Below are 24,720 nucleotides of genomic sequence, written 5' to 3'. Positions count from 1 at the left end.
GGTTGAACAAGGAATTGATTACCCGCGGCGAGGCCAGGAATATCCTGATCTTGTTCATTATGGGCAGCACGATGATCCTGGGAACGGCGGGACAAGCCAAAAACGATGCCTGGATCGCGATTCTGATCGCCATCGGCATGTCCTTTCCGGTTGTTCTGATCTCGGCGAGGCTGCTGGCTCTTTATCCCGGACAAAACCTATACGATATATTTCAGAATGTGTTTGGGAAGTTGCTCGGAAAAGTGTTTATCTTGCTGTACGTTTGGTATGCCATTCACTTAGCGGCTTTGGTGCTCAGAAACTTCGGGGAATTCATGGATGCCGAGGCGATGCCGGAAACGCCGATGCTCGTACCGATGCTGTTCGTTAGCGCGCTCAGCGTCGGCGTCGTCCTGTCCGGCATCGAAACGATGGGAAGGAGCGCGCGTTTGCTGTTTAACGTTTGCCTGGTTACGATTTTGATGGTGCTCTTACTTACGATCGGGAGGATGGAATTCGACAACCTTCTGCCCATCTTGGATAAGGGCTGGGGACCGGTCTGGGAGGGGGCCTTCTCCACATTTTCCTTTCCCTTTGCCGAAATCATTTTGTTTACGGCCATCTTCTCCTGCATAAAGAGCCAGAAGTTGCTCGTCAATGTTTTTATTCCTGGTCTTTTGATAGGCGGTGGCCTGGTGCTGTTTATCTCCTTCCGCAATGTATTCGTGCTGGGCGTGTACACGATGAGCAACGTTTATTTTCCGTCTTATGTGGCCGTAGGCCGAATCAATGTCGGGGATTTCATCCAAAGAATCGAAGGCACGGTGGCCATCGTATTCGTCATTTGCGCGTTCATGAAAATTAGCGTGTGCCTGCTTGCGGCGAGCAAAGGCATCGCAAAGCTGTTCGGTCTGAACAGTTACCGCAGCGTCGTCATCCAGACCGGGCTGCTGGTTACCTATTTGGCCCGCATCCTTTACGGCAATGTTATGGAAATGGAGTATTTTGCCATGGAAATCTACTCATATTATGCTTTTCCGTTCCAGGTCATCTTTCCCGTGATTTTGCTGCTGTTCGCGGAAATCAAGGTCCGGCGGGCCCGCAAGGCGAAGTCGGGATAGGGCACCCGGTTTACAAAAGCCGCCGGTTTGGCATATCATGGGGCTATAAATCAGAGACGGAAGGAATGTGGAGATGGAGATTAAGGAAACAAAGCTTGCACGGCCGGAAGCAATGATTTTCGACATGGACGGTACCTTGTTTAAGACGGAGACGCTGCTGATCCCGGTTTTTCATAAGGTATTCGACCGGCTGCGGGAAGAAGGGCTGTACTCCGGGAAGACGCCGCCGGAAGAATTGATCTTGGGTTGCCTGGGCATGCTGTTGCCGGAAATATGGAAAAGGGTGATTCCGAACCAGAGCGAAGCGGTGCACCGCCGCGCGGACGAACTGCTGCTGAAGTTTGAGCTGGAAGGGCTGGAGCAAACGGCCACCGAACTGTACCCGCAGGTGCCGGAAACGCTGGAGGCGCTGAAGCGGCGCGGCGTGCGGCTGTTTGTGGCCAGCAACGGGCTGGAGCATTACGTCAAAGGCGTAGCCGGCACGCACCGGATTTTCCCGCTGTTCGAAGGGATCTTCAGCGCAGGCGAACATCAAACGGCGACCAAGGTCGATTTGGTCAAGCTGCTGCTGGACAAACACGGCGTCTCCCGCGCATGGATGGTCGGCGACCGATCCTCCGACGTCGAGGCCGGCAAGAAAAACGGGCTGACGGTGATCGGCTGCGCCTATGCCGGATTCGGCGACGGCGGCGAGCTGGCCGGGTCCGACGTGCTGATCCATACCTTTGATGAGCTGCTTCAGCTCTATGGCGAAGCCGATGAAGCGTAGACTGACAAAAATATAGGGACAATCACCCGGTGACGGTTACGACAGAGGGTATCACGTTCCTACAATAACCAGAAAGCCGCTCCCCTCCTAATTGGAGGTGGAAGCGGCTTTCTGCTTGTGCATCCACAAGGCATATTCCAGCGGCTTGACGATGGCCATGCGATAAGCTTCCGCATCGCCGGACTGGTTGAACACCTCGCGCGCCGGCTTCGGGTTTACTTCGAGCAAATAGATGTGGCCGTGCCGGTTGATCGCCAGATCGAGCGCCAGCTCGCATAACGCGCCAAAAGTTTCCTCCAGATAAGCGGCCACCTCCAGGCTAAGCCTCTCGGCGGCTTTGCGGACGTCCTGCCGCCGTTCCTCGCCGGGAATCCACTGCTTCAGCAGCGTATTCATCGCCACCGCATGCCCGCCGCCATGCAGATTGGAGGTGACGCTGCGCGGGGGCCCGACCCGGCCGGCGCAGCCGGTCATCTCCCACTTGCCTTGGCCGTTCTTTTGCACGAGCATCCGGTAATCGTGAACCCGGCCGCTGGGAAGCTTGATCTGAATGCCCTGTTGGGCGATAAAACGGCCGCTTCCTTTCCAGCCGAGCAGAAAGGCGCCCAGCCGGGACTTATGGATTTTCCGGGGAGCGACGATGCTGCGGTTTTGCCGACGGCCCTGGATCAGGAACATGTCGCCATCCAGGCGTTCGACCCGGAGGATGCCGCGTCCTCCCGTTCCGTTGATCGGCTTGACGTAAATGGTCGAATGCTTCTTCAGCAGTCTGAACGCGTCGCCGCTGTTCTGGAACAGCACGGTTTCCGGCAAATTGGCCCGGAAGCGCGCTTTGTGGGATAGGGTTTGGTAAATCGTCCATTTATTGCGCAGCGGCCGATTGAGAAACGCGAGATGGCCGTACCGGGCCCTGAAACGCAGGAGCTGCTCGAAACGTTTGCTGCGCTGAATCCGGCAGCGGTCGAAGATCAGGTTCGGAAAATTACGCCACTTGCGGTACCATTTCCTATGCTGAGGGTCGTAAACGAGCGCATAAATCAAATTTTTCTTATCGGATACGTCCATCGGCGTGAACACGAAGACGTCCAGGCCGATCTTTTGCCCCTCCGTGATCATTTTTTGATAAATATGCCGTTCCTCAAGCTGCTTCTTGTCATTGAGATATAAAGTCAAGATGCCCAGGACGGGGTGTGGCAAACAAATCACCTTCTTTGCTGAAATGGGCGGCGGATTCCTCGGATTCCGGGGAGGCGAGGCTTTTCTCCAGCAGGAGGACGGGTTTCCCGCCTGGAGCATGGATCAGCCCGCTGGCGTACAGGCCGGCGCGAAAACACATCTGCAGGCTGGAGACATGGCCCAAGGCTACCCGGCAGGACAGCCGCCCGAGCAAGGCCAACTGCTCCGACAGCAGCCTTGAGCCGAGACCCCGTCCGCGGTACAGCGGATGTACGACCACGAGGCACAGCCCGCGGCCGTAATCGGTGACGCAGCAAACCGCGGCGAGCCTCTCGCCGTCTTCCGCATGAATCCTGGCAAGGAGGAGCGAGCTGCCGGGCTGGCTGAGGTCCCGCGGCGACAGCTTAAGCAAAGCCCGGAAGGCGGCGGGCGAGATGCGGCCCGCCCCATATTTCTGCGCAAACGCCAACGCTTCGCCGTGCTGCCTTTCCCAGGCGCCTTCGTCGCCCGGTTGAGCGGCTCTGATCTCCATCGCGTCCTCCTCCTTCTTCTTAATCCTAAGCCTTGATTTTCGGCTGCCGGGATAAATACTGGCTATATTGAAAAATCCGCTCAAGCGATTTTTTGCGGATATGCGGCTCATCGAATTTCATCGGTTTGGCATTGGCTTCAAAAAACCATAATCTTCCGTCGGTATCGATCCCGAGGTCCATGGACATTTCCCCGAGCGGAAATCCGGCTTCCTTCTCGATCTGCTTGGCGATCAGCAGCGAGCTCGATTTGATCCGGCTGAGCAGGAAAGAGGTCATGTCGGCACCGAACGCCGAGACCAGCAATTTCTCGGGGTCCTCGATGCTGCCTCCCTGGGGCACATGGGTCGTGATCCGCTTCGGTCCGGCGAGCCGGGCCCCGATCCCGGTGACCGTCCAAATGCCTTTGCCCGTTTTTTGCACCAGCACGCGCATGTCGAAATGCCGGTTGCGGAACGAAGTGAGCGTAATGCTCTCCTGCATAATGTACGGCGTCCCGCCGGCTTCCGCCTTGATTCTTTTCCAGAGGGCCGGAAGGCTGGGAGTTTTGTAAATGATGTTTTTGTTTTTTTTGCCTTGGATCGTCAACCGATACGGCTTGATTTCGTTTTCGTTCAGCCGCAGCAGCATGATGCCTTTACCGGCTTTGCCGCTTTCCGGCTTCAAATACAGACTGCCGTATTTCTGCAGCATCGCGGACAACGTCTTGGGCCCGAGCATTTTTTTCGTGTCGGGCACAAGCGTTTTGGTCGCCCGGTTTTTTCTCAGCCATTCGAACAGGCGGCGTTTGTTGAAGAAAAAGGGATTGAACAGATGGATCGACTCGTGCTGGATGACCTCTTCGATTTTACGGCGCACCTCCGGTTTTCGTTCGTCCTCGCGCAGCGGGATGCGGTTATAGATGACGTCGGGAAGCGGGAACCAGTGTTTTTTCCATGTTTTATCCTCCGCATGGAACACATATCCCTGAACTTTTTTGGCACTGAGCTTCAGATCCCTGGCGGTGACGATGTAAATGGGGTAATCAAGTTCCTGCCCCGTTTTCACAAGGTCCCTGAAGTTGGCGCGGTTCCCCCGGAACTGCTTGATTTCGTCATCAACCGTCAGTACGGCGACGATTGGTTTTTTCTCGCCCAGGAGCGGAGTGCTCATGAGCCATCCCTCCTCCGGAATTTGCTTAAATAAAGGCAGTGTTCAAGGATGTGGTCCACCGACGCCTTGCCTTCGGCGCGGAGCGAGGGGTGCTTGAAGATCGAACGACCCGGTTTGGCATTGGCTTCGAACATCCAGATTTGCTCCTCGCGGTCGATCCCGATGTCGAACCCGATTTCGCCGATCAGATGCTGCTGATGGGTTTCGATCGCTTCCGCCAGCGTCACCGCGATGCTCTTGGCATGGCGCAGAACCTCGTCGGACCGCGCGCCGAAAGTGCGACCCAGCGCCTGCTCGGGCGTCAGGAGGGAACCGCCGTTTTTCAAATGGGTGGTGACGCTGCCCTTGCCGGCCTTTTTGGCGCCGATCCCTACGACCACCCATTGGTTCTTGCCGTTTTTGTGCATATGGAACCGGAAATCGATCGGGCAGCCGTCGATTTCGATCAAGCGAATTCCTTGCTGGGCGACGTATCCCCGCAGCGACCGTCCGTGCCTGGCCTGCAGCGTGCGCATCAGGCTACCGAAGGAGGAGAAACGCAGCAGGGCGTTGCGGCCGTTCTTCCGATAGCGGGCGTAATAACCGCTTTTCGGGATATAGGAGAGGCGGTATATCCCATTGCCGAGACTGCCTCCGTTTGGTTTGTAATAAACCAGCGAGTGCCGCTCGAGCATCTCCTTGATTTGCTCGGGGGTTGGACTCATGACCGACTCGGGGACGTAGCGGCCCACGGTGACGTCTTTTTCCAGAAGGCGGTAGATGTCCGACTTATTGAAGAAGCTCCAGTTGAAAAAAGGGATTCTTCGGCGGACGAATCTTTCGCGCAGCTGATTGATGGGAGTCGTGGTTTCGGCCCGGCGGCTGGGCAGCCGGTTGTAGACGACGTCGGGAAGCGGCACCCGCTTCCGGATGAAACGTCCGGCTTCATTCAGAAACCAACCGTTTACCGTCTCGTCTTCCCAATGGATGTCCCGCGGAGTAAACGCGAAAATATAGGATTGCCGGCTGCCTTGGCGTAGGAGCTGCTTGATGAAGCCGGTGCGCGAACCAAACGGGTTCGTCGGCGAAGAGGTAGGACCGTCGGACAGGACGCCGATGAGCGGCCCGAGCTGGACTTCCCCTTCTTGCAGGCTGCGCAGGAACACGCTGCCCGGCTTGGGGATTTTGATGCCCCTGCGTACGCCGCTGGCGAGGTAAAGATGTTTTCCCGCTTTATTGATGCGTTTGATGGTGGCGGGAACCCGTTCTCCGCCTAATCTGAGATGAACCGACTTCTTCCCCGACAGCTTCAGGTTTTTCATTAGAGCCCCTGACACGTAGACGACCCGCTCGGGGGCCTGCGTGAAATGGACGTTGCAAAAAGTCAAACTCATGAATTTTATCCTCCTAAAAGTTTTCAGGGTTTGCTCAGCAGCAAATAGCGGGCGTATGAGATCGGATTTTCAAGCGATTTTTTGGCGCTTTCCGGGTCGCCGATCCGAAAAAACGAGGCGCGCCCCGGTTTGGAATTAACCTCCAGCACCCACACATGGCCATGGAGGTCGACTCCGAAATCAAGGCCTAGCTCCGCCAGCCGGCCGAAACGGGTCTCCAGATGCGCCGGAATCAAGAGTGACAGTTTGCGGATCGCTGCGACAGCGGCTCTGCCGCCGGCTTCCCCGAGCTCCCGAATCAGGAAAGGCAATGCTTTGTGGGCGGTTCCGCCCCCGTGCAAATTGGAGGTGAGCGAATGCTTTTGGCCTGCCCGGACGGCCATTCCCGTTAAGCTCCATTCGCCTTTTGCGTTTTTCTGCATGAGGACTCTGACATCAAAAGGCTCGCCCTCCGCGCTGGTTAGCTGCAGATAGGGCTGGATCAGGAAGGGTCTGGCTCCGGCAAACCGGTCGATCCATTCGAGGCCCGCCTTCCGGGATGAAAACCGGCGGCGAAACACCGCGTTACGGCAGCTTCGCCCCATGATCCGCACCTCGTCCCCCGGACGGTGCAGCTTGACGTGCAGCGTTCTTTTCCCGTGCGTACCGTTGCGCGGTTTCAGGAAAGCTTCGCCTTGATGGGTCTGGAGCCATTCGGCCAAGTGGGCGGGCCCTTCGTACAACGCGGTCTCCGGCAGGAACGGGACGACTTCCGGGCATTGGCTTAGCGCCTGGTAGACGGCCCATTTGCCGGCGAGCCCACGGGTTAAGTAGATGAAGGGATGCTCCTCGGCCAACCGGGAAAGCAGGCGCTGTTTGCGCAGTTGCTGCTTGCGGTCATGGGTAAAGCAACGGTCGTAGATGATGTCCGGCCTGGGGAACCATTTGCGGACCCAGGTTCCGTGCTCATAGGCGTAGGCCGGGATGCCGCTGCCGTTCCCTGCGGTAATCCAGGTAAGGCAGAAGACGTAAACGCAAAGTCCCTGCCTTTCTCCGATACGGCAAAGCTTGCGGCAGAAAGCGGCCTCGGCGAAAGGGAAAGGGCCTTCGCTTTCGGCGACCAGGATGCCGACGGCGCCTTGGGGAGCTTTATTCATGGTTGCTTCCTCCTTAGAAGAGGTAGTTCAAAAAGTCATCTTTCGATCACGAAGCAGGTCATGGGGGGATTAGGCTTTATCCAGTCTTCTCGGTGCTGAAAACCTGACTTTTTGAACCCGCACTAAAAGCCGGACAAATAACGGGTATATTCAATCACTTGCTTGACCGACGGGCGGATTTTGCCTTCGCCCATCGGGGTGTTGTCATTTTTGGACGGCTTGGAATTGACCTCGAGCAGCCATACCCGGCCGCTGGTATCCACGGCCAAATCGATGCCGAATTCGCCGAAATGCGCGGGGATCTGCGCATCCACGCTTTGGGCGATGTCCAGCGCCGCCTTCTTCAGCTTCGCGCCGACCTTCGCTTTGACCCCCGCCGGCAGCAGGCTGCGGGCGATCGCGTCTTTGACGGTGCTTAACGTTCCGCCGCGGGCCAGATTGGAGACGAAATGCTGGCTGCCGGCAATCCGCGCGACGATGGAGGTCGTATTCCATTTGCCGGAGAGATTCTTCTGCACGAGTGCGCGGAAATCGACCGGACGGTGGTCCACCTCGATCAAATGAAGCCCCTGCTGGATCTGGTAGCGGGTTGCTTTCATTTTGCCGGATAACGCCGAGAACAGCTTGGTGAGGTTCGGATAGGTTTGCCGCCGCGTACCTCCGACCTGGGCGGTGAGCGTCTGGTAAGCGCCGCCTTCCAGCCGGGAAATGCGAATGATCCCTTTGCCCAGGCTGCCTTTGATCGGTTTCAAGAATACGATCGGATGCTTCGCGCACATCGTTTTCAGCATGGCGTAGTTCCGGAACAGGTGGGATTCCGGCAAATAACGGAGGATCGAGACGTCGCGACTCAGCGCGTCGAACACTTCGGTCTTGTCGAGATACTTTTCATTGAAGAAATGGCTTCCGTAACGGGATTTTACTTCTTTCATAAAATGCTGTACGCTAGGTTTGTTCTCCAGTTTGCGTGAATTCAGCCGATTGTAGAACACGTCTGCGGCCGGCAGCTGGGCCTGTTTCCAGCCGTTGTTATAGACCCAGCCCGATACCTGGTTTGAGCTTGCGCCTATATGCTTGGGCGTGAAGAAGTAGACATAGACCCCCTGCCGCGAGCAAGCGTTCGCGAGTTCCTTGCAGAACAGGGTCATCTGGCCGAACGGTCTTTCCGGGTTGCCCGGGTAGTCCTGGCTGAGCAATATACCGAGCAGCGGCCCGAGCTGTAGGGTGGATGAATGCGGGCGGTAGGTGAGCCGCAGCGGAGACCGCGGCTGAATCCCCATTTTCCTTGCAAGACCAGAACTCATTCGAACTCCGTCGGACCTTGATAAGGGAATCACTCTGACGCGGTGCCGGGATGATCCGAAGGTAAGCAGAAGCGGAAGATGCGTCGGTATTTTCCATTGCTTGATCAGAATGTCTCCGAGCACGAGGATATCGTCTTCGAGCAGGCCCGGACTCATGATCTGTACCGTTATTTTTTTGGAGGGCATGTAGCGGATCTCCTTCCAAGCTAAGCTTGAGTCTTGGATGCAAGTAAAGATCATCTGCGTAAAATGCATGTAATGCATCATATGAGGACATAGAATCCTTGGTGATTAACCTAAGCCCGTTTTCGCCTCCGCCGGGACAGGGGAACAAACCGGCAGATTCCGCTCCGGGCGCGGGTTAAGTGCCGTCTTGGCAGGGGGCAGATAGGGCGGCAGCCTAAGAGAAGGAGGAAAGCAGGGTGGCCGATTGGCTTTTTATCGTAGTTAGCGTCGTGGTGGCTGCCTTTGTAGGCGGAGTGACCAATCATCTGGCGATTAGAATGCTGTTTCATCCGAGAAATCCCGTACATATTGGAAAATTTCACGTCCCTTTTACGCCGGGACTGATTCCCAAGCGCCGCGACGATATCGCGGAATCGTTGGGCAAGGTCGTGGCCGACTATCTGGTCACGGCCGAAGGACTGCAGGAGACGGTGCTGCGGCCTTCGTTCCGCAGCAAGGCGGAGGACACCCTGCGCGGATTCATCGAGCGCTTGGGGGACAGCGACTTGACGCTGCGGCAGGCCGCATTGCGGGTATGGAGCGAAGCGGAGTTCGATTCGCTGAAGTCGAAGCTGGCCGGCGGCGCCAAAAGCGTGGCCGTGCGGGGCTTCGAACGGCTGTGGGAGCGTTCGGACTGGGGGAGCTTGCCGCTGAATCGGCTGGTTCCCGGCTGGTCCGAGGAAAACCGCAAAGCCTGGAGCGCCGCTTTGGCCGAGGCGCTCCTGAACGTCGCCGAGGAGGAACTGTTGTCCTCGAACGGTCAGCGGATGTTGTCCAAAATGGCCTCGGGCATGATGGACAAGGCGGGCGGATTCCTCGGGACCATGGCGGCAATATTCATGGACGAAGACAAGCTGGTGCAGAAAATGACGCCCGCGCTCGTGCAAGCCTTGCGGGGCAAGGAGGCGGCGGGCAAAACGGCCGAAGCGATCGAGAGACGGCTGGAGCTGTACGGAGAGAAGCCGGTCGCGGAGCTGCTCGCTTCCCTGACCGGGGAAGGGGCGCTAGGCTGGCTCACCGCCAAGCTCGCGGGACTGCCGATCGAAACGTGGCTCGAACGGGCGGAGGACGTGCCGCTTCGTTCCCTGATCGAGCCGTGGAGGCTGCAGGCGATTGCCCTTGTCCCGTTGCTTACGGAGCGGCTGCTGCGTCTTGTCGCCAAAGGCATTCCCGCGGCGATGCAGGCTGTTCAGCTTCCTCGGCTGGTGGAGGAGCAGGTGCAGAAGTTCCCGGTCGAGCGGCTGGAGGAGGTCATCCTCAGCGTCTCGGGCAAAGAATTTCGCGCCATTACCTGGCTCGGCGTACTGCTGGGGGGCATCATCGGGTTGTTTCAGTCGGGGCTCATACTGTGGATGAGGTAGGCCGGCGGGGGCGAAAGAGCGGCGGAAGAACGACTCAACAAATAAAGGTAAAAAAGGGCCTTATTCTCGCAATATAGGGAGTGCGGCACGAAATAGAGGTATATTTTGGCTCTATTTATCCGGCCAAGGCGATAAAAAGGCGGTTTTCGGGGCGAGCGCGGAAATAAGGCCAAAATGTACCGCTATTTTTTATGAATGGCTAAATTTAGGAGGATCTTTCGATGAATATTTACGACAAAGCGCATGATCTGGCGACAGCCTTGAAGGACAGCCAGGAGGTGGCGGAGATTACGGCGGCGATGAAGTTGGTCGATGCCGATCCGGAAAGCAAACGGATGCTGGACGATTTCCGGGTTCGCCAGAACGAGGTGCAGCAGCGGATGATGGCGGGGGAGATGCCATCGCCCGAAGAAATGGAACAGATGGAGAAGCTGTTTGAGGTGCTCAGCCTCAATTTGAACATTCGCCGCCTGTTTGACGCCGAACGCAGACTTAGCCTGATCATCCAGGACGTGAACAAGATCATTACGGACAGCCTGCAGCATTTGTACGGCTCGGGAATGTAAATAAGTTGACGGACGGCTGGCAGCGCCGGCTGGTCAGGCCTCACCGCATTATTAGAAAAAAGTTTCTCTCATATTCTTGCAGCCGACTTCATAGAGATAGAAGAGACAAGTTCGACGAGGCAAATCTCGTATTCTATGAAAATGAAGGAGCTGCGGAAGATGAAGACGGTGAAGAAAACAAGCAAATGGAAGCATGTTGTCTATTTGATTCTAGCATTGGCGATGCTCGTGTATGCGTTGCCGCTGATTTCTTTTGAGCCCGGAGCCGGGTGGATATCGCTGTTTGGTGCCGTTTGGGCGGCGTTTGCTTTCCTCGTGATCGGCGCGCACCTGCATTTTATCCTGGGCGTGAACGAGGAAAAACAACGCGAGCTGGACAAGATCCGGCGGGCCAAATACCGTGAATTGGAGCTTAAGTGGCAGGAGGACGGCAAGCGGAGCGAAAATGCTTAAGCCAGGGCGGGGCGGCAGGAGGCCAAGCCGTAAGGAGAAAGGGACTCTCCCGAGAAGAAGTCAGGTTCTTCCCGGGAGAGTCCCTTTTTCTTTCCACGGCTATGCTTGGCGAATCACATGGCGTATTTACGGCATTCCTGCGCGCAATGCAAACAAATTTGCCCGCATTTTTGCGATAGTTCGTCAGGATGCTGCAAACAGTGATTTCCGCATATTTCGCAAACCTGGGCGCAATACCCGGCCAGCGATTTGGCAAACCCGCTGTGACGTGCGACGTATTTGGCCGTCAGGGTGCAAATATCGGCGCAATCCCTGAGCAGGGCCACTTGTTTTCGCCGCTGTCCCGCGTCCCCCCTTTGGATAATAGCGGAGTCGGTAAACTCGCATACGGCCTCGCAATGCTGCAAGGCTTCGAGCAGGGACGAATGAAGCATAGAACCGCTTCCGGTTTGATAAGGCATAGCACTCGTAGGATGCAAAAGGAAAACCTCCCATGGATTTCAAAATTGTTTTCTTATTAACCTATGTGCTATAGCCCGCCTATGCTCTAGGCATCGGCCTAATTTGCCTATATAGACGTCAGACGAACCAACTGTTGTTAATGGCTCCCCATCGCCGGTCAACATGTTGTCGTTGCTTTCTCCCGGCGGCACCATCGGATACACGTTTTGCTCCTCCTGCACGTTGAATTCCATCAGGACGGGGCCGGGGATGTCCAGGGCCTGTCGGATGATCGATTCCGCCTCCGAGCCGGTCCGCGCACGCAACCCGGGAACGCCGTACGCTCCGGCAAAAGCGACGAAATCGGGCGACGAGATCTGCACGGAAGAATAACGCCGTTCATAAAACAGCTGCTGCCATTGCCGGACCATGCCCAGATAACCGTTGTTCAGGATGGCGATTTTGACCGGCAGCGCGTAATCGACGGCCGTCATCAGTTCCTGCAAATTCATTTGAAAGCTGCCGTCCCCCGTGATGCAGACCACCGGACGGTGATCGGTCCCCTCAAGCGCAATCGCCGCCCCGAGCGCGGCGGGAAACCCGAAGCCCATCGTACCGAGACCGCCCGACGTCAGGAAAGAGCGGGGGCGGGAGAAGCGGTAATGATGCGCGGTCCAAATCTGGTGCTGGCCGACGTCCGTCGCCACGACCGCGTTGCCCGCCGTAAGCTTGTCGATCAGCCGGACGACTTCTTGCGGATTCAGCACACCCGGCGCGGCGGAGTAATGCGGCACTTTTTGGTGCCATCCGGCCGTCTCCGCGGCCCAGTCCGTCTTGTTGCGTTCGAAAGCGAGCGCATTCAGCTTGAATAGCAGCTCCCTGACATCCCCTTGGATCCCGACATCCATGGGGATGTTTTTGCCAAGCTCCGCATCGTCGATATCCACATGGATTTTCCAGGAATCCGGAGAGAACGACCGGACTTTGCCCGATAAGCGGTCGTTGAATCGCGTGCCCAGGCACAGCAGCAAATCCGCACGATGGACCGCGCGGTTGGCGGCGTACGTGCCGTGCATGCCCAGCATGCCGAGATGCCGGGGATGGCGGGCGGGAAAAGCGCCGATGCCCATTAACGTGGTGACGACCGGAATCTCCAACCGTTCGGCAAAACGCAGAAGCTCCTCGGCGGCGCCGGAGGCCGCCGCCCCTCCGCCGACGACGAGCACCGGACGAAGGGCGGAGCCGATCCTCTCGGCGACGCGGCGGACGTCATCCGCGGCGATCTCGGAAGCAGGGGCGTAGCCGCGGATGGCCGCTTCGGCCGCCGGAAGCAGGCCGGTTTTGGCGGTCATGACATTTTTCGGCAAATCGATCAGCACCGGGCCGGGTCTGCCCGTGGTTGCAATGCGGAAAGCCTCTTTGATGACCCGCGGCAATTGTCCGATGTCCCTTACGGAATAATTATGTTTGGTGATATCCATCGTCATGCCGAAAATATTGACCTCCTGGAAGCTGTCGCGGCCGATCAGCTCGGTGGGGACCTGTCCCGTCAGGACAACCATCGGGACCGAGTCCATGAAGGCGTTGGCGATGCCCGTTACGGCATTCGTCGCTCCCGGACCGGAGGTGACGAGGGCCACGCCCGCCCGGCCCGTTACTCTGGCATAGCCGTCCGCCGCATGGACGGCCGCTTGCTCATGGCGGGTCAGGATGTGGCGGATCTCCTGGCAGTCGTACAGTGCATCATAGATCGGTATGACCGCCCCGCCGGGATAACCGAAGATCGTGTCGACCCGTTCGGAGAGCAGGCATTCGATGAGCAGCTCCGCCCCCGTCCTAGCCATAGCCTGCATCTTTTCGTTCTTGTTCTTCACTCCAAGTGACCTCCCGTTTGGTTTTTGACCATTTTATCGTTAGCAAAAGCCGCGTGGAGTGACTCCAGTCATAAAACGCCGAAGGTTCTGGGTTTACGATAGCTAAGGATGCAGAAGGAAGCCGCTTTGCTTAAGCGTTAAAGCAAATGCGGCAAGAAGGAGGAATCAACATCGTGGGCAAATCCATAGCGGTCATCGGCGGGGGGATCTCCGGGTTAAGCGCGGCCTATTACGCCCGCAATCAGCTGCGCGATCAGGGGATCGATGCCGGGATTACGGTCGTCGAGCAAGCCGACAGGCTGGGCGGCAAAATCCGCACCCTGCGCCGGGACGGTTTTACGATAGAGCAAGGCCCCGATTCTTTTATCGCGCGTAAAGCGGCTGTGCTGGAGCTGACGAAGGAATTGGGTTTGGAGCATCGGCTGACGGGAACGAATCCGCTGGCCAAGCGGAATTACATCATGCACCGGGGGCGCTTTCACCCGATGCCGCCGGGACTTATGCTCGGCATCCCTACGCAGGTGTGGCCGATGGTCAAGACGGGACTGTTGTCCCCGGCCGGTAAGCTGCGGGCGGCCATGGATCTGCTGCTGCCCGCCAAACGCGGCGGCGAGGATGAATCGCTGGGCGGTTTCATCCGCCGCCGGCTCGGCAAAGAGGTGCTGGACAACATGACCGAGCCGCTGCTTGCCGGCATTTATGCCGGAGATACGGCGCAGCTCAGCCTAAGAGCGACGTTTCCCCAATTCATGGACATGGAACGCAAATACCGCAGCCTGATCCTTGGCCTGTTGGCCAGCAAAAAACAACCGCCGCCTAAACCGCAGGCCGGGCTGCCGAAAGCGGCTTCCGCCAGCATGTTCCTGACTTTGGAAGGCGGCCTGACGGGTTTGACCGACGCGTTGACCGAAGCGCTGCGGGATGAGCGGATTATCACGGGCCAAGCGGTCACCGGACTCGTCAAACACGCGGAGCGTTACGAGCTGACGCTAAGCGGAGGCGAGCGCATCGAGGCGGACGGCGTCATCGTGGCCGCGCCGGCTTTCGCAGCGGCCCGGTTGCTGGGGCAAGTAGACGAGGCCGCCTATTTGGAACGGATCCGCTACGTGTCCGTCGCCAACCTGGCGTTCGCTTACCGACGGGAGGACGTCCCTCATGACTTGAACGGCTCCGGGGTACTGATTCCCCGCGGGGAAGGACGGTTGATGACGGCGATCACGTGGACGTCTTCCAAATGGCTGCACTCGGCACCTCAAGGCAAGGTGCTGCTGCGAGCGTATATCGGACGCTTGGGAGACCAGGCGTGGACGACGCTGTCGCCGGAGGAGCTCCAGCGCCGTATAGCCGCGGAACTCCAAGATTTGATGGGCATTGCCGCCGAACCGCTGTTCTGCGAAATCTCCGCTCTGCCGGAGTCCATGCCGCAATATCCGGTCGGCCATGTCGAACGGCTGCGGGAGCTGCGCGGCGCATTGCGCGCCAAGCTGCCCGGGGTGCTGCTGTGCGGGGCGGGATACGCCGGCGTCGGCATTCCCGATTGCATCCGTCAAGGCAAGGAAGCCGCCGCGGAAATGATATCCTGGTTAGGAGATGAACGGTGATGCAACTGATCGGGCATAAAGACTATAATATGAATCCTTTTATCGTCATTTGGGAGGTGACGAGGGCTTGCGCCTTGAAATGCCTGCACTGCCGGGCGGAGGCCCAATACCGTCCCGACCCGCGCCAATTATCCTTCGAGGAAGGCAAGAAACTGATCGACGACATCGCCGAAATGGACGATCCGCTCTTCGTGTTCACCGGGGGCGACCCGCTGATGCGTCCGGACTTATTCGAGCTCGCCAGTTATGCGATCCAAGAGAAGGGACTGCCCGTCTCGATGACGCCAAGCGCTACGCCGCGGGTTACCTTCGATGCCGTACGCAAAGCGAAAGAGGTCGGGTTGTCCCGCTGGGCGTTCAGCCTGGACGGATCCACGGCCGAAATCCACGATCATTTTCGCGGCACGCCGGGTTCCTTCCAAATGACGATGAGAGGGATCGAATATTTGCAGCAGCTGGACATTCCGATCCAGATCAACACGACGGTGTCCCGTTACAATCTGGATGATCTGCCGCGGATTGCGGAAACGGTCAAAGGGATGGGGGCCGTGTTATGGAGCGTGTTTTTCCTCGTGCCGACGGGACGGGGGATGGTCAAAGACATGATTTCTCCGGAAGAGCACGAGCAGGTGATGATATGGCTGGCCCAATTGCAGCGAGTCATGCCGTACGGCATCAAGGCGACCGAAGCTCCCCATTACCGCCGCGTATTTATGCAGCAGCAAAAGCTGAGCATGAATTCGGACGGGGAGATGGCGGCGGCGCCGAAACGCAAGGACTTGCTCGGCCGCTCGCCCAAAGGCGTGAACGACGGGGACGGCTTCGTATTCATCAGCCATGTCGGCGAGGTATATCCCAGCGGCTTCCTGCCGGTCAGCTGCGGGAATGTCAGGGACTCGTCGCTTACGGACATTTACCGTAATTCGCCGATCCTGCAGGAGCTCAGGGACAAATCCTTGCTGAAGGGCAAATGCGGGGCTTGCGAATTCAAGCAGCTGTGCGGCGGTTCGCGGGCAAGGGCGTATGCGGTGACCGGCGACTATCTGGAGAGCGATCCGTATTGCGCCTATATTCCGAAGGGGTATGCGGGAAATCCAAACGAATAAGAGCATGAATCGTGCCGCAAGCTTGCGGCACGATATAAAAAAAGAGGCCGAACGGCCTCTTTTCCTCTTTTTAATGGGTGATTTCAGGCAATTATCTTGGATCAGCTTTTGCGCGTAAACGTGACCTTCCAATGGTCCGCGGCGAGCTGTTCGCAATCGTTGCAATAGCCTTTCGTCTCCAGCAGCTTCAGCAAAGGAACGGGATTCATCGTCGCATGGAGCACGAAGATATCGCCTTCCTCCAACTGGCCGACCGTATCCATAATAATGCGGAACGGCTCCTCTCCTTGGCGCAGCTGCAGGCGGACGTCCAACTCCACGACCCGGTTTTTCATTATGCGTTCACCTCCAGGTCCGTACGTTCGGCCGCCAGCGACCGGCATAGCCTTGCCGTACCGCTAAGACCCTTCATGCCGCCGTACAGCGTATAAAAGAAGGAATCCGGCGCATCCAGCGAGAAAGAAAGATACTGCTTCGGATCGATGCCCAGCATTTTCTCGAACAAAGCGGCGGTATCGTAAGCGTAGAAACAGAAATACGTAAATTGGAACTCGGGCATTTTTTCGGCGATCGTGAGGATTTCTCCGGCATAAAGCTCCAGATGGCTCTCCGCTTCCTCGATCATGCGCAAAGCATCTTCCAGCTCAACCGCGATTTTAATCGTCTTGTCGTCGATAACCGTGATGGTTGCCATAGGGCATTCCCCCTGCTTTAGTTTTTGCCGATTTTCACCTGGAACATTTCCGGTCCTTGCTCAATGTACTCCCAGGTGAACCCGCCGGGATGCATCGCATCGAACTGAAAACGCAGCGGTACCGGGTCGTGATCGTTGATCAGCAGCATCGCTTCTCCCGGCTCGAGGGAATTGAATGCGGCAAAAATCGTCTTATGCTTCAACTGCGGCGGATATTCGGTGGCGTTAACGGTAGCTTTAAATTGACTCATGTGAAGTCCTCCCAAATGTTTAAAATTTAACGATTCGACCTCATTATATCAACGGCGCGGCATGTGATTGTGATATCAGTCACAAGATAGTCGCTCACGGAATTTATCCCCGCCGATTTGTCCGGAAGCTGCCATGGATACAGTGACGCCTGTCACTGGTACGCTTAGGATAGCCGACTATAATGTCGATAACTTAAGCAAGCTCAATGAACGTGAAGGAGGAACGAATATCGTGCGCGTCAAAGATTTCATCCCGAATCAACATGGGGCATGGGCCATGCTTGTCGTCCCGTTCCTGTTCGGCATGCTTGCCTCCACCCCCGGGGGAATCCATGTTTTGCTGTTTGCTTGCTGGCTGCTGATTTACCTGCTGATGTTTCCGTTGCTGCAGTGGATCCGGACGGGAAAAGCGGCCCGCTTCCGGCCTCCGGTTCTCTTATACGGGGCATTGCTGATTCCCGCAGCGATCGGGCTTGTGTGGGTTCGTCCCGGCGTCGTCGTCATGGCCTTGATGTTTCTTCCGTTGTTTGCGGTCAATGCGTATTATGCCAAGCAAAAACGCGAACGGGCCTTGCTGAACGACATCGCCGCCATTGTGCAGTTCAGCCTGATGGTGTTCCTCTCGTTCGAGCTTGGAGGGGGAACGGATTACCGCCTCGCGGCCGAGCTGTTCCTGATCAGCACGGGATATTTTATCGGGACGGTGTTCTATGTAAAAACGATCATCCGCGAAAGAAACAATAAGCGATTCTATTTCTACTCCGTCTTCTACCACCTGGCTATGGCGCTGCTGGCTTTATGGCTGCTTCCCCCGGCATTGCTGCTTGCGGCTTTGGTGCTGCTGGCCCGGGCCGCCTGGTTTCCGCGCACGAAAATCACCGCCAAGCAGTCCGGCATGCTGGAAATTGTCTATTCTGTTATCGTCCTCGCCGTAGTCTGGATGACTTATGCCTGAGTGTGTATAATAGAAACAGAATAGTACAGATTCGGGCAGGGGGGTATAACAGTTGGAGGGACCGGAGGAAAGCGTCACAAAACACGAGCAACTGCTGCAGCATATCGAGGGACTGAAGATCGGTACGAAAATATCCGTGCGCAAGCTGGCCAAAGCGCTCAGCGTCAGCGAAGGCACCGCCTATCGTGCAGTCAAAGAGGCGGAGAATCTCGGGATCGTCATCACGAAGGAGCGAATCGGCACGGTGCGCGTGGAGAAAAAGCCGCGGAACATCTCCGATCAGCTAACCTTCGGCGACGTCGTCGAAATCGTCGAGGGGCATGTGCTTGGCGGCGGCGATGGGCTGGATAAAACCCTGCACAAATACGTCATCGGCGCGATGAAAATCGATGCGATGGCGCGGTATATCGACGCGGGCAGCCTGCTGATCGTCGGGAACCGCGACAACGCCCATTCGCTTGCCCTGGAGCAGGGCGCCGGAGTGCTGATTACCGGGGGCTTCGGGACGAGCCGCGAGGTGAAGGCGCTGGCGGACAAGCTGTCGCTGCCGATCATTTCCTCCCGCCACGATACGTTTACCGTCGCCTCGATGATCAACCGGGCGTTGTTCGACCGTTTGATCAAGAAGAAAATCATGCTGGTGGAAGATATCGTCGCCCGCAAGCCGAGGGTGAATATGCTCAAGGCGACGAGCAATATCTCCGATTTCGACCAGCTGTCGCTGGAGACGGGGCAGCAGCATTTCCCGGTCGTGGACGAATGGAACCGGGTGATCGGGATCGTCAGCCGCAAGAACGTCGAGGAGCTCAGCGGCGATCAAATGATCGAAAAATGCATGACCCGCCATCCGATCACCGTCGGCTTGCAGACGTCGCTTGCCTCCGCGGCGCAAATCATGGTTTGGGAAGGGATCGATTTCCTGCCGGTCGTGGACCGCAACCGAAAGCTGGTCTCTTCGGTGACGCGCCGCGAGGTGCTGCAAGCGATGCGGGACGTGCGTAACCAGCCGCAGCTGGGGGAAACGTTCGAGCATTTGATGTGGAACGGCTTTGCCGAGGAGCGGGATGAAGAGGGGAGACTGTTCTTCCGCGGCATGATTACGCCGCAGATGTCGACCGATCTCGGGACGATTTCGCACGGCGTGCTGACCTCGCTGATGACCCAGGCAGGCCTCCGGGCGGCCAAGGATGTTAGCGGCGGGGACTTCGTCGTCGATAACATCACCACCTACTTCGTCCGTCCGGTGCAAATCGAAAACCCGGTCGTCATCAGCTCCATGGTGCTGGAGATGAGCCGCCGGGCATGCAAGCTGGAGATCGTGCTGACCTATCAGGATTCGTTGATTTCCAAAGCCGTCATGACGCTGCAATCGATCGACCACGCTTAGCGATTTGGCTTGGCGATGGATACGGGGTCATTAACCGGTAAAAGAGGGAAGCCGACTATGCCGGTTATCCCTGCTGCCGCCGGGACAGGATGCCGTGATTACGGATGCCGGCAAAGATGTTAAAAGCCCCAAGCACCATAAACAAAGCGCCGATCACGACGCGAAGCGTGGAGCCGCTGAACAGGAACATTTGAATCAAGGCGAGAATGATGAGCATCACGCCCATGCTGATGTTCGTTTTGGCGGCGGCCAGCCCCCGCACCCGGGGATCGAGCGTCCGCCGCGATTTAAAGCTGAAGAACACCGAACTCACGCAAGTAATAATCAGAAACGCGTACAAAACATACTGGATCGTCTGAATCATAGGGATTTATTGCTCCTTTTTGTGGTTTATCGTGCTTCGGAAAGAAGTGCTTGACGAAATAAATTAGACCTTGACTCTAATGATGGGTTCGTGTCTCGATGCCCCTGCACGCTGCTTTGTACGATTATCCCTCTCGTTCAGGGGATAGGGGTGGGGGTTAGGATAGGTATTCGTCTGTTTCTCTGTTTCTCTGTTTCTGATCAAACGGGATAATCATGCAAAGCGTCCGGACTTGCGAGTGTTTATTGATCTGCGCCCAACCTACCTGCCTGCCAAGCCGTCAAGCGCTGATTTCTAGCTTGAGCCTGAAAAATCATATAGATTCAAGCACTAACGGTGGACAAATTCAGGAATTAAGCAACGCCGAATCCACTTTTTTAATTACCACTATTTTAACATGAATTGCTAGAGTCGGATATACGGCCTCATCTCCACCCAAATCTGCAGCACCCCTTCGCTCACGAGCATCGTCTTGATCTGGATGGTGTACTCCTTGTCGCGCACGACGTAGATTTTGCGGTTCAGCAGCGTCCGGGCCATTTTGGCGTCGGAATCGATGTCGAAAATATTACGGCCGCGCAGCACCTCCAGCTCGTCGTGCAATTGCTCGGCGACCTCCTTGACCGCAAGCGAATCCAACGGAGGGTCGCGTTCCTCCACCCGCACCTTGATCTCCTTGATGACGGTCGAGCGGTTGTTGTATTTTTTCAGCGTCCGGATGTCTTCTTCCGCCTGATGCAGTTGGATTTGCAGATCCTTGTTCTGAATCCAAAGCAGGTTGTAGCTCGTCTGATAAACGACGTTGTATACGATGCTGCCCATCACCATCCCCAATACGAATACGGCGGCAAACTGCATGAACCGGCGGAAGCCGGAGCGCTCCGGACGCTTCGTCTCATTCATCCCCGGCCTCCCCCGCACATCCATCTCACCAGCTCCGAGCCCATGTGGGCGCCCAAAAAGGCGAACAGCAGGTATAAGATCTGTTTGATGGCCGGGGACAGGTTTCCGTCAAAAAAATTGCTCTCAATCACCCGCATCGGATCGATCGTTCCTCCGACGGCGGCGGCCAGCGCCCATATTTTGATGCGGTCGGCGATGTCCAGCATCGTATGCGTCGGCGGCTGCAGGGAAACGACCGCTCCGATGCCGCCGACCATCGCGCCACCTACCACAATGCCGAAGGCAATGAAAAAGTCCATTACCGCTTTAGTCAAAAACGTACTCACGCGCAAGTCCCCTTTCCGAGGTTTGTCCAGTCTCCCTACCATTCTATGGGCGCGCTCTACACATGTATGATAAAATATTTATAGGCGACGTTTGCTCGCAAAGTTAAGTTTTGGACTCATTTCATCAACAGGGAAAGGAAGGGATCGCATTGGACTTTGTTCATTTGCACGTACATAGCGAATACAGCTTGCTGGACGGAGCGGCCCGGCTCGAAGAGCTTGTGGCCAAAGCCGCGTCATCCGGGATGAAGGCGTTGGCGCTGACGGATCACGGGGTCATGTACGGCGCGGTTCCTTTTTATAAATTGTGCAAGGCGCACGGCATCAAGCCGATCATCGGCTGCGAGGTATATTTTACGGCAGGCTCGCGCAAGGAACGGGGGAGTCGTCAGGACCAGCCGATCCATCATTTGATCTTGCTGGCCAAGAGCGAAAAGGGATACCGCAATCTGATGAAGCTTTGCTCGATCGGTCATCTGGAAGGCTTCCATTACAAGCCGCGGATCGACTGGGAGGCGCTGGAACGGCATCATGAAGGCCTGGTTTGCTTAAGCGCCTGCTTGGGCGGGGAAGTACCGCATCATCTGCTGCGCGGCAACTACGAGGAAGCGAAGAAAGCGGCGCTGCGTTATCAGGCGGCTTTCGGCGAAGATTTTTATCTGGAGCTGCAGGATCACGGCATCGCGGAGCAAAAGAAAGTGAATCCGCAGCTCGTGCAGCTGGCCGGGGAAATCGGAGCCGAGCTCGTGGTCACCAACGACGTGCATTATTTGAGCAAAGAGGACGCGGAGGTCCAGGACGTGCTCATTTGCGTCGGCACGGGAAAAACGGTGGACGACGAGGACCGGCTCAAAATGAATACGAATCAGCTCTACCTCAAAACCGCCGAAGAAATGGGGGGATTGTTCCCGCACCTTCCCCAGGCCTATGCCAATACGGCGAAAATTGCCGAATCCTGCGGGCTCACGCTGGAGTTTGACCGGCATATTTTGCCCGCTTACCGTCCGATTCCGGAAGGTTTGGAGGCGGGGAGCTACTTGGCGGAGTTATGCCGGCAAGGACTGGCCGAACACTACGGCCATCTGGACGCGTGGAACGACCCGCAGGAGAAGGAACGTCTCGAGCAGCGGTTGAGTTACGAGCTTGAGGTCATCGGCCGCATGGGCTTTTCCGATTACTTCCTAATCGTGTGGGATTTCATCGCGTTTGCCCATCGCAACGGGATCGTCACCGGTCCGGGCCGGGGCTCCTCGGCGGGCAGCCTGGTCGCATACGTGCTGCGCATCACCGACGTCGATCCGATGAAATATAACCTGCTGTTCGAACGGTTTTTGAATCCGGAACGGGTGACGATGCCGGATATCGATATCGACTTCAGCGACGAGCGTCGAGACGAGGTGATCGCCTACGTGGTCGACAAATACGGGGCGGAGCACGTGGCTCAGATCATCACGTTCGGGACGATGGCGGCGCGCGCGGCCGTCCGCGACGTGGGCCGTGCACTGAATGTGCCGTTCGGCGAAGTGGACAAAGCCGCGAAGCTGATTCCCGGCAACCTCGGGATGACGATCGAACGAGCCCTGAAGGAAAGCCCGGATCTCAAGGCGATGTACGACTCCTCCACTCGGATCCATGGTCTGCTGGACATGGCGATGAAGGTGGAGGGTAAGCCGCGGCACGCCTCCACGCATGCCGCCGGCGTCGTCATTTCGCGGGATCCGTTGACCGACGCGGTTCCTCTGCAAGCCGGCAGCGAGCAGACCGCCTTAACGCAATATTCGATGGAGAACCTGGAATCGATCGGCCTGCTCAAAATGGACTTTTTGGGGTTGCGCACGTTGTCGATCATCGAACGCTGCATGCGTTGGATCGGCGAACAAACGGGCAGCATCCCCGATTTTCGGCAGATTCCGGATAACGATCCGGCCACCTATGAAATGCTGGGACGCGGAGAAACGACGGGGGTGTTCCAGCTCGAATCCTCGGGGATGAGGCGGGTATTGAAGGAGTTGAAACCGTCGGCGTTCGAAGACATCATTTCTGTCAATGCGCTGTATCGACCGGGTCCGATGGAGTTCATCCCTAAGTTTATCGCCAGCAAACACGGGCAGAATTCCGTGGAATATCCGCACCGCGACCTCGAGCCGATCCTGAAGGATACGTACGGCATCATCGTTTACCAGGAGCAAATCATGCAGATCGCCTCCCAAATGGCCGGCTTTTCGCTGGGCGAAGCGGATTTGCTGCGGCGCGCGGTGTCCAAGAAAAAACGCGAGGTGCTGGACGAGCAGCGCGGCCATTTCGTCAGCGGCAGCGTAGCGCAGGGGTACAGCGAAGCCGAAGCGAACGTGGTGTACGACATGATCGTGCGGTTCGCCGACTACGGCTTTCCTCGCGCTCATGCGGCCGCTTACGGCGTGCTGGCGTTCCAGACGGCGTACCTTAAGGCGCATTACCCCGTGCATTTCATGGCATCGATGCTGACCGCCGTCATGGGGAGCCACCGCAAGGTGGCGGAATACATCGTCGAATGCCGCCGGATGGGGATCGTCGTGCTTCCGCCGGACGTGAACGAAAGCAAGGTGCTGTTCACGCCGCAGGCGCGGGCAGGCACCGGCATTGCTGTGGTTGGTGCCGGGCAAGACGGCGGACCGGGGGAGAGCCGGCCGGAAGGGATGAGCCCCGCTGCGGACGTGGTCGCCGGTTCCGCAGCGACAACGGCGGCGGAGGCATCCAAGGGAGCCGATCCGGCCGATGAGGCGCATCAGGACGTTTCCGGCGCTGGGCAGGAGCCCTTGGGCGTGATTCGCTTCGGGCTGGCCGCGATCAAAAACGTCGGCACGCAGGCAATCGAAAGCATTTTGCGCGAGCGGCAGGAGCGGCCGTTCGACAGCTTGCTCGATTTTTGCCGCCGGGTCGATTTGCGCACCTGCAACAAACGCGTGATCGAGTCGCTGATTCAGGGGGGGGCTTTCGATTCTCTGCCGGGCCATCGCGCCCAACTGCTGGCGATGCTGGACGAGACGGTCGAGGCGGCGCTGAAGTGGCGCAAGGAGCGGGATGACTTGCAGATCCAGCTGTTCGATTTCGTGGAATCGCCGAACTGGGAGATCGAATACCCGGACGTGCCGAAGTTTACCGCGGGACAGCAGTTGGACTTGGAGCGCGAGCTGTTGGGACTTTATCTGTCCGGTCACCCGCTGGACGATTTCGACGAGCTGCTGGAAGGGGACGGCGTCGACCGGCTGATGGACCTGGCCGATGCGAACGACGAGAGCCGCACGGTCGTGGCGGGCATGGTCGTATCGGTCAAGACGATCACGACGAAGCAGGGCAAGGCGATGGCCTTCATGGAGCTGGAGGACCAGATCGAGCGCTGCGAGGTCGTGCTGTTCCCCGAAGTGTGGCGGCGTTCGGCCGCCCACGTCAGCAAAGGGGCTTTGCTCGCGCTGCGCGCCACCGTCCAGTTGCAGGACGAAGGCTTCAAGCTGCTGGCCGACGAAGTGGCCCCGCTGAGCGAGCAAAGCCTGGCGCAGCTGCGCCGTGGCCGCGCGCGCGCGCGCGAGGCCGCGGGTGCGCCTGCGGCTCCGGGCGGGCGAGCAGCACGCCCGCCGTACTCGCCGCCATCGCCGGAGCGATCCCGGTCATTACGCGGGTTCTCATCGGCGCGATG

At 57.5% G+C, this 24,720-nt stretch carries 24 protein-coding genes; 10 read left to right on the top strand and 14 right to left on the bottom strand.

Annotation, left to right across the window (positions count from 1 at the left end; genetic code table 11):
- The first annotated feature begins 2 nt into the window (after window positions 1-2).
- On the top strand, window positions 3-1,100 hold the full coding sequence (locus ACQ4N8_RS19930) for a GerAB/ArcD/ProY family transporter (RefSeq protein ID WP_430706100.1): 1,098 nt from the start codon (window positions 3-5) through the stop codon (window positions 1,098-1,100).
- A 73-nt stretch (window positions 1,101-1,173) separates the two neighbouring features.
- Entirely contained in the window at window positions 1,174-1,869 is a 696-nt protein-coding gene (locus ACQ4N8_RS19925; protein ID WP_430706099.1) for an HAD family hydrolase, read from the top strand.
- 87 nt (window positions 1,870-1,956) lie between these two features.
- Here ACQ4N8_RS19925 and ACQ4N8_RS19920 read toward each other — a convergent pair whose 3' ends face one another.
- From ACQ4N8_RS19920 to ACQ4N8_RS19895, 6 genes are all read right to left on the bottom strand, one after another.
- The gene (locus tag ACQ4N8_RS19920; protein WP_430706098.1) at window positions 1,957-3,066 is read right to left on the bottom strand and encodes a YheC/YheD family protein; all 1,110 of its coding nucleotides are present in this window, start codon (window positions 3,064-3,066) and stop codon (window positions 1,957-1,959) included.
- Window positions 3,023-3,577: an N-acetyltransferase family protein gene (locus ACQ4N8_RS19915; protein WP_430706097.1), complete on the bottom strand. Its 555-nt coding sequence runs from the start codon at window positions 3,575-3,577 to the stop codon at window positions 3,023-3,025. Before ACQ4N8_RS19915 ends, ACQ4N8_RS19920 begins: the two co-directional genes overlap by 44 nt.
- Before the next feature lie 25 nt (window positions 3,578-3,602).
- A complete protein-coding gene (locus ACQ4N8_RS19910) occupies window positions 3,603-4,727 on the bottom strand; it encodes a YheC/YheD family protein (RefSeq protein WP_430706096.1) in 1,125 nt (374 codons plus the stop codon).
- Window positions 4,724-6,100: a YheC/YheD family protein gene (locus ACQ4N8_RS19905; RefSeq protein WP_430706095.1), complete on the bottom strand. Its 1,377-nt coding sequence runs from the start codon at window positions 6,098-6,100 to the stop codon at window positions 4,724-4,726. Before ACQ4N8_RS19905 ends, ACQ4N8_RS19910 begins: the two co-directional genes overlap by 4 nt.
- A 23-nt stretch (window positions 6,101-6,123) precedes the next feature.
- Window positions 6,124-7,236, bottom strand: a complete 1,113-nt coding sequence (locus tag ACQ4N8_RS19900; RefSeq protein ID WP_430706094.1) for a YheC/YheD family protein — start codon at window positions 7,234-7,236, stop codon at window positions 6,124-6,126.
- 122 nt (window positions 7,237-7,358) lie between these two features.
- Window positions 7,359-8,726 (bottom strand): YheC/YheD family protein, encoded by a 1,368-nt coding sequence (locus ACQ4N8_RS19895; protein ID WP_430706093.1) that lies wholly within the window; start codon window positions 8,724-8,726, stop codon window positions 7,359-7,361.
- A gap of 236 nt (window positions 8,727-8,962) precedes the next feature.
- Here ACQ4N8_RS19895 and ACQ4N8_RS19890 point away from each other — a divergent pair, with 236 nt between their 5' ends.
- From ACQ4N8_RS19890 to ACQ4N8_RS19880, 3 genes are all read left to right on the top strand, one after another.
- Entirely contained in the window at window positions 8,963-10,126 is a 1,164-nt protein-coding gene (locus ACQ4N8_RS19890; RefSeq protein WP_430706092.1) for a DUF445 family protein, read from the top strand.
- Between the two features lie 221 nt (window positions 10,127-10,347).
- Window positions 10,348-10,692: a YlbF family regulator gene (locus tag ACQ4N8_RS19885; protein ID WP_430706091.1), complete on the top strand. Its 345-nt coding sequence runs from the start codon at window positions 10,348-10,350 to the stop codon at window positions 10,690-10,692.
- Window positions 10,693-10,851: 159 nt separating this feature from the next.
- Window positions 10,852-11,145 (top strand): hypothetical protein, encoded by a 294-nt coding sequence (locus ACQ4N8_RS19880; protein ID WP_430706090.1) that lies wholly within the window; start codon window positions 10,852-10,854, stop codon window positions 11,143-11,145.
- Between the two features lie 113 nt (window positions 11,146-11,258).
- Here ACQ4N8_RS19880 and ACQ4N8_RS19875 read toward each other — a convergent pair whose 3' ends face one another.
- Complete coding sequence (locus ACQ4N8_RS19875) at window positions 11,259-11,624, bottom strand: four-helix bundle copper-binding protein (RefSeq protein ID WP_430706089.1); 366 nt, start codon at window positions 11,622-11,624, stop codon at window positions 11,259-11,261.
- Between the two features lie 21 nt (window positions 11,625-11,645).
- Complete coding sequence (gene ilvB, locus ACQ4N8_RS19870) at window positions 11,646-13,439, bottom strand: biosynthetic-type acetolactate synthase large subunit (protein WP_430706115.1); 1,794 nt, start codon at window positions 13,437-13,439, stop codon at window positions 11,646-11,648.
- A gap of 194 nt (window positions 13,440-13,633) precedes the next feature.
- Here ilvB and hemG point away from each other — a divergent pair, with 194 nt between their 5' ends.
- Window positions 13,634-15,061 carry a protoporphyrinogen oxidase gene (hemG, locus tag ACQ4N8_RS19865; protein WP_430706088.1) on the top strand — a complete coding sequence of 476 codons (1,428 nt, stop codon included), beginning with the start codon at window positions 13,634-13,636 and terminating at the stop codon, window positions 15,059-15,061.
- Entirely contained in the window at window positions 15,061-16,167 is a 1,107-nt protein-coding gene (locus ACQ4N8_RS19860) for a TIGR04053 family radical SAM/SPASM domain-containing protein (protein WP_430706114.1), read from the top strand. Before hemG ends, ACQ4N8_RS19860 begins: the two co-directional genes overlap by 1 nt.
- A 101-nt stretch (window positions 16,168-16,268) precedes the next feature.
- On the opposite strand, the gene ACQ4N8_RS19855 is transcribed toward ACQ4N8_RS19860, so the two are convergent.
- Genes ACQ4N8_RS19855 through ACQ4N8_RS19845 form a run of 3 tightly spaced genes read right to left on the bottom strand, consistent with a single transcriptional unit; the run spans window position 16,269 to window position 17,112 of the window.
- Window positions 16,269-16,502: a DUF2249 domain-containing protein gene (locus ACQ4N8_RS19855; protein WP_430706087.1), complete on the bottom strand. Its 234-nt coding sequence runs from the start codon at window positions 16,500-16,502 to the stop codon at window positions 16,269-16,271.
- Entirely contained in the window at window positions 16,502-16,861 is a 360-nt protein-coding gene (locus ACQ4N8_RS19850; protein WP_430706086.1) for a hypothetical protein, read from the bottom strand. The genes ACQ4N8_RS19855 and ACQ4N8_RS19850 overlap by 1 nt, the downstream gene beginning before the upstream one ends.
- 17 nt (window positions 16,862-16,878) lie before the next feature.
- Window positions 16,879-17,112, bottom strand: coding sequence for a DUF2249 domain-containing protein (locus ACQ4N8_RS19845; RefSeq protein ID WP_430706085.1), 234 nt, complete (start codon window positions 17,110-17,112; stop codon window positions 16,879-16,881).
- A gap of 232 nt (window positions 17,113-17,344) precedes the next feature.
- Here ACQ4N8_RS19845 and ACQ4N8_RS19840 point away from each other — a divergent pair, with 232 nt between their 5' ends.
- Both ACQ4N8_RS19840 and ACQ4N8_RS19835 read left to right on the top strand, forming a co-directional pair.
- Window positions 17,345-18,067: a YwiC-like family protein gene (locus ACQ4N8_RS19840; RefSeq protein ID WP_430706084.1), complete on the top strand. Its 723-nt coding sequence runs from the start codon at window positions 17,345-17,347 to the stop codon at window positions 18,065-18,067.
- Window positions 18,068-18,119: 52 nt separating this feature from the next.
- The gene (locus ACQ4N8_RS19835; RefSeq protein WP_430706083.1) at window positions 18,120-19,454 is read left to right on the top strand and encodes a DRTGG domain-containing protein; all 1,335 of its coding nucleotides are present in this window, start codon (window positions 18,120-18,122) and stop codon (window positions 19,452-19,454) included.
- A gap of 64 nt (window positions 19,455-19,518) precedes the next feature.
- Here ACQ4N8_RS19835 and ACQ4N8_RS19830 read toward each other — a convergent pair whose 3' ends face one another.
- The 3 genes from ACQ4N8_RS19830 to ACQ4N8_RS19820 form a co-directional block, all read right to left on the bottom strand.
- Window positions 19,519-19,818, bottom strand: a complete 300-nt coding sequence (locus ACQ4N8_RS19830) for a YtpI family protein (protein WP_430706082.1) — start codon at window positions 19,816-19,818, stop codon at window positions 19,519-19,521.
- A 405-nt stretch (window positions 19,819-20,223) separates the two neighbouring features.
- Window positions 20,224-20,721: a hypothetical protein gene (locus ACQ4N8_RS19825; RefSeq protein ID WP_430706081.1), complete on the bottom strand. Its 498-nt coding sequence runs from the start codon at window positions 20,719-20,721 to the stop codon at window positions 20,224-20,226.
- Window positions 20,718-21,047, bottom strand: coding sequence for a YtrH family sporulation protein (locus ACQ4N8_RS19820; protein WP_059046083.1), 330 nt, complete (start codon window positions 21,045-21,047; stop codon window positions 20,718-20,720). The genes ACQ4N8_RS19825 and ACQ4N8_RS19820 overlap by 4 nt, the downstream gene beginning before the upstream one ends.
- 149 nt (window positions 21,048-21,196) lie before the next feature.
- On the opposite strand from ACQ4N8_RS19820, the gene ACQ4N8_RS19815 reads away from it, so the two are divergent.
- Window positions 21,197-24,720, top strand: a 3,524-nt coding sequence (locus ACQ4N8_RS19815; protein ID WP_430706080.1) for a DNA polymerase III subunit alpha, incomplete at its 3' end; no start/stop codon positions are given.

It is taken from the genome of Paenibacillus macerans (genome assembly GCF_050565405.1).
Lineage (GTDB): Bacteria > Bacillota > Bacilli > Paenibacillales > Paenibacillaceae > Fontibacillus > Fontibacillus macerans_B.
The sequence above is the reverse complement of the archived record's forward strand: the minus strand, read 5'-3'. Positions and strand labels throughout refer to the sequence as shown.

Coding starts and splice junctions, on each gene's coding strand:
- ACQ4N8_RS19925 (WP_430706099.1), top strand. CDS start 1,174: ATGGAGATTAAGGAAACAAAGCTTGCACGGCCGGAAGCAATGATTTTC.
- ACQ4N8_RS19915 (WP_430706097.1), bottom strand. CDS start 3,577: ATGGAGATCAGAGCCGCTCAACCGGGCGACGAAGGCGCCTGGGAAAGG.
- ACQ4N8_RS19910 (WP_430706096.1), bottom strand. CDS start 4,727: ATGAGCACTCCGCTCCTGGGCGAGAAAAAACCAATCGTCGCCGTACTG.
- ACQ4N8_RS19905 (WP_430706095.1), bottom strand. CDS start 6,100: ATGAGTTTGACTTTTTGCAACGTCCATTTCACGCAGGCCCCCGAGCGG.
- ACQ4N8_RS19900 (WP_430706094.1), bottom strand. CDS start 7,236: ATGAATAAAGCTCCCCAAGGCGCCGTCGGCATCCTGGTCGCCGAAAGC.
- ACQ4N8_RS19895 (WP_430706093.1), bottom strand. CDS start 8,726: ATGCCCTCCAAAAAAATAACGGTACAGATCATGAGTCCGGGCCTGCTC.
- ACQ4N8_RS19885 (WP_430706091.1), top strand. CDS start 10,348: ATGAATATTTACGACAAAGCGCATGATCTGGCGACAGCCTTGAAGGAC.
- ACQ4N8_RS19880 (WP_430706090.1), top strand. CDS start 10,852: ATGAAGACGGTGAAGAAAACAAGCAAATGGAAGCATGTTGTCTATTTG.
- ilvB (WP_430706115.1), bottom strand. CDS start 13,439: ATGCAGGCTATGGCTAGGACGGGGGCGGAGCTGCTCATCGAATGCCTG.
- ACQ4N8_RS19860 (WP_430706114.1), top strand. CDS start 15,061: ATGCAACTGATCGGGCATAAAGACTATAATATGAATCCTTTTATCGTC.
- ACQ4N8_RS19855 (WP_430706087.1), bottom strand. CDS start 16,502: ATGAAAAACCGGGTCGTGGAGTTGGACGTCCGCCTGCAGCTGCGCCAA.
- ACQ4N8_RS19850 (WP_430706086.1), bottom strand. CDS start 16,861: ATGGCAACCATCACGGTTATCGACGACAAGACGATTAAAATCGCGGTT.
- ACQ4N8_RS19845 (WP_430706085.1), bottom strand. CDS start 17,112: ATGAGTCAATTTAAAGCTACCGTTAACGCCACCGAATATCCGCCGCAG.
- ACQ4N8_RS19830 (WP_430706082.1), bottom strand. CDS start 19,818: ATGATTCAGACGATCCAGTATGTTTTGTACGCGTTTCTGATTATTACT.
- ACQ4N8_RS19825 (WP_430706081.1), bottom strand. CDS start 20,721: ATGAATGAGACGAAGCGTCCGGAGCGCTCCGGCTTCCGCCGGTTCATG.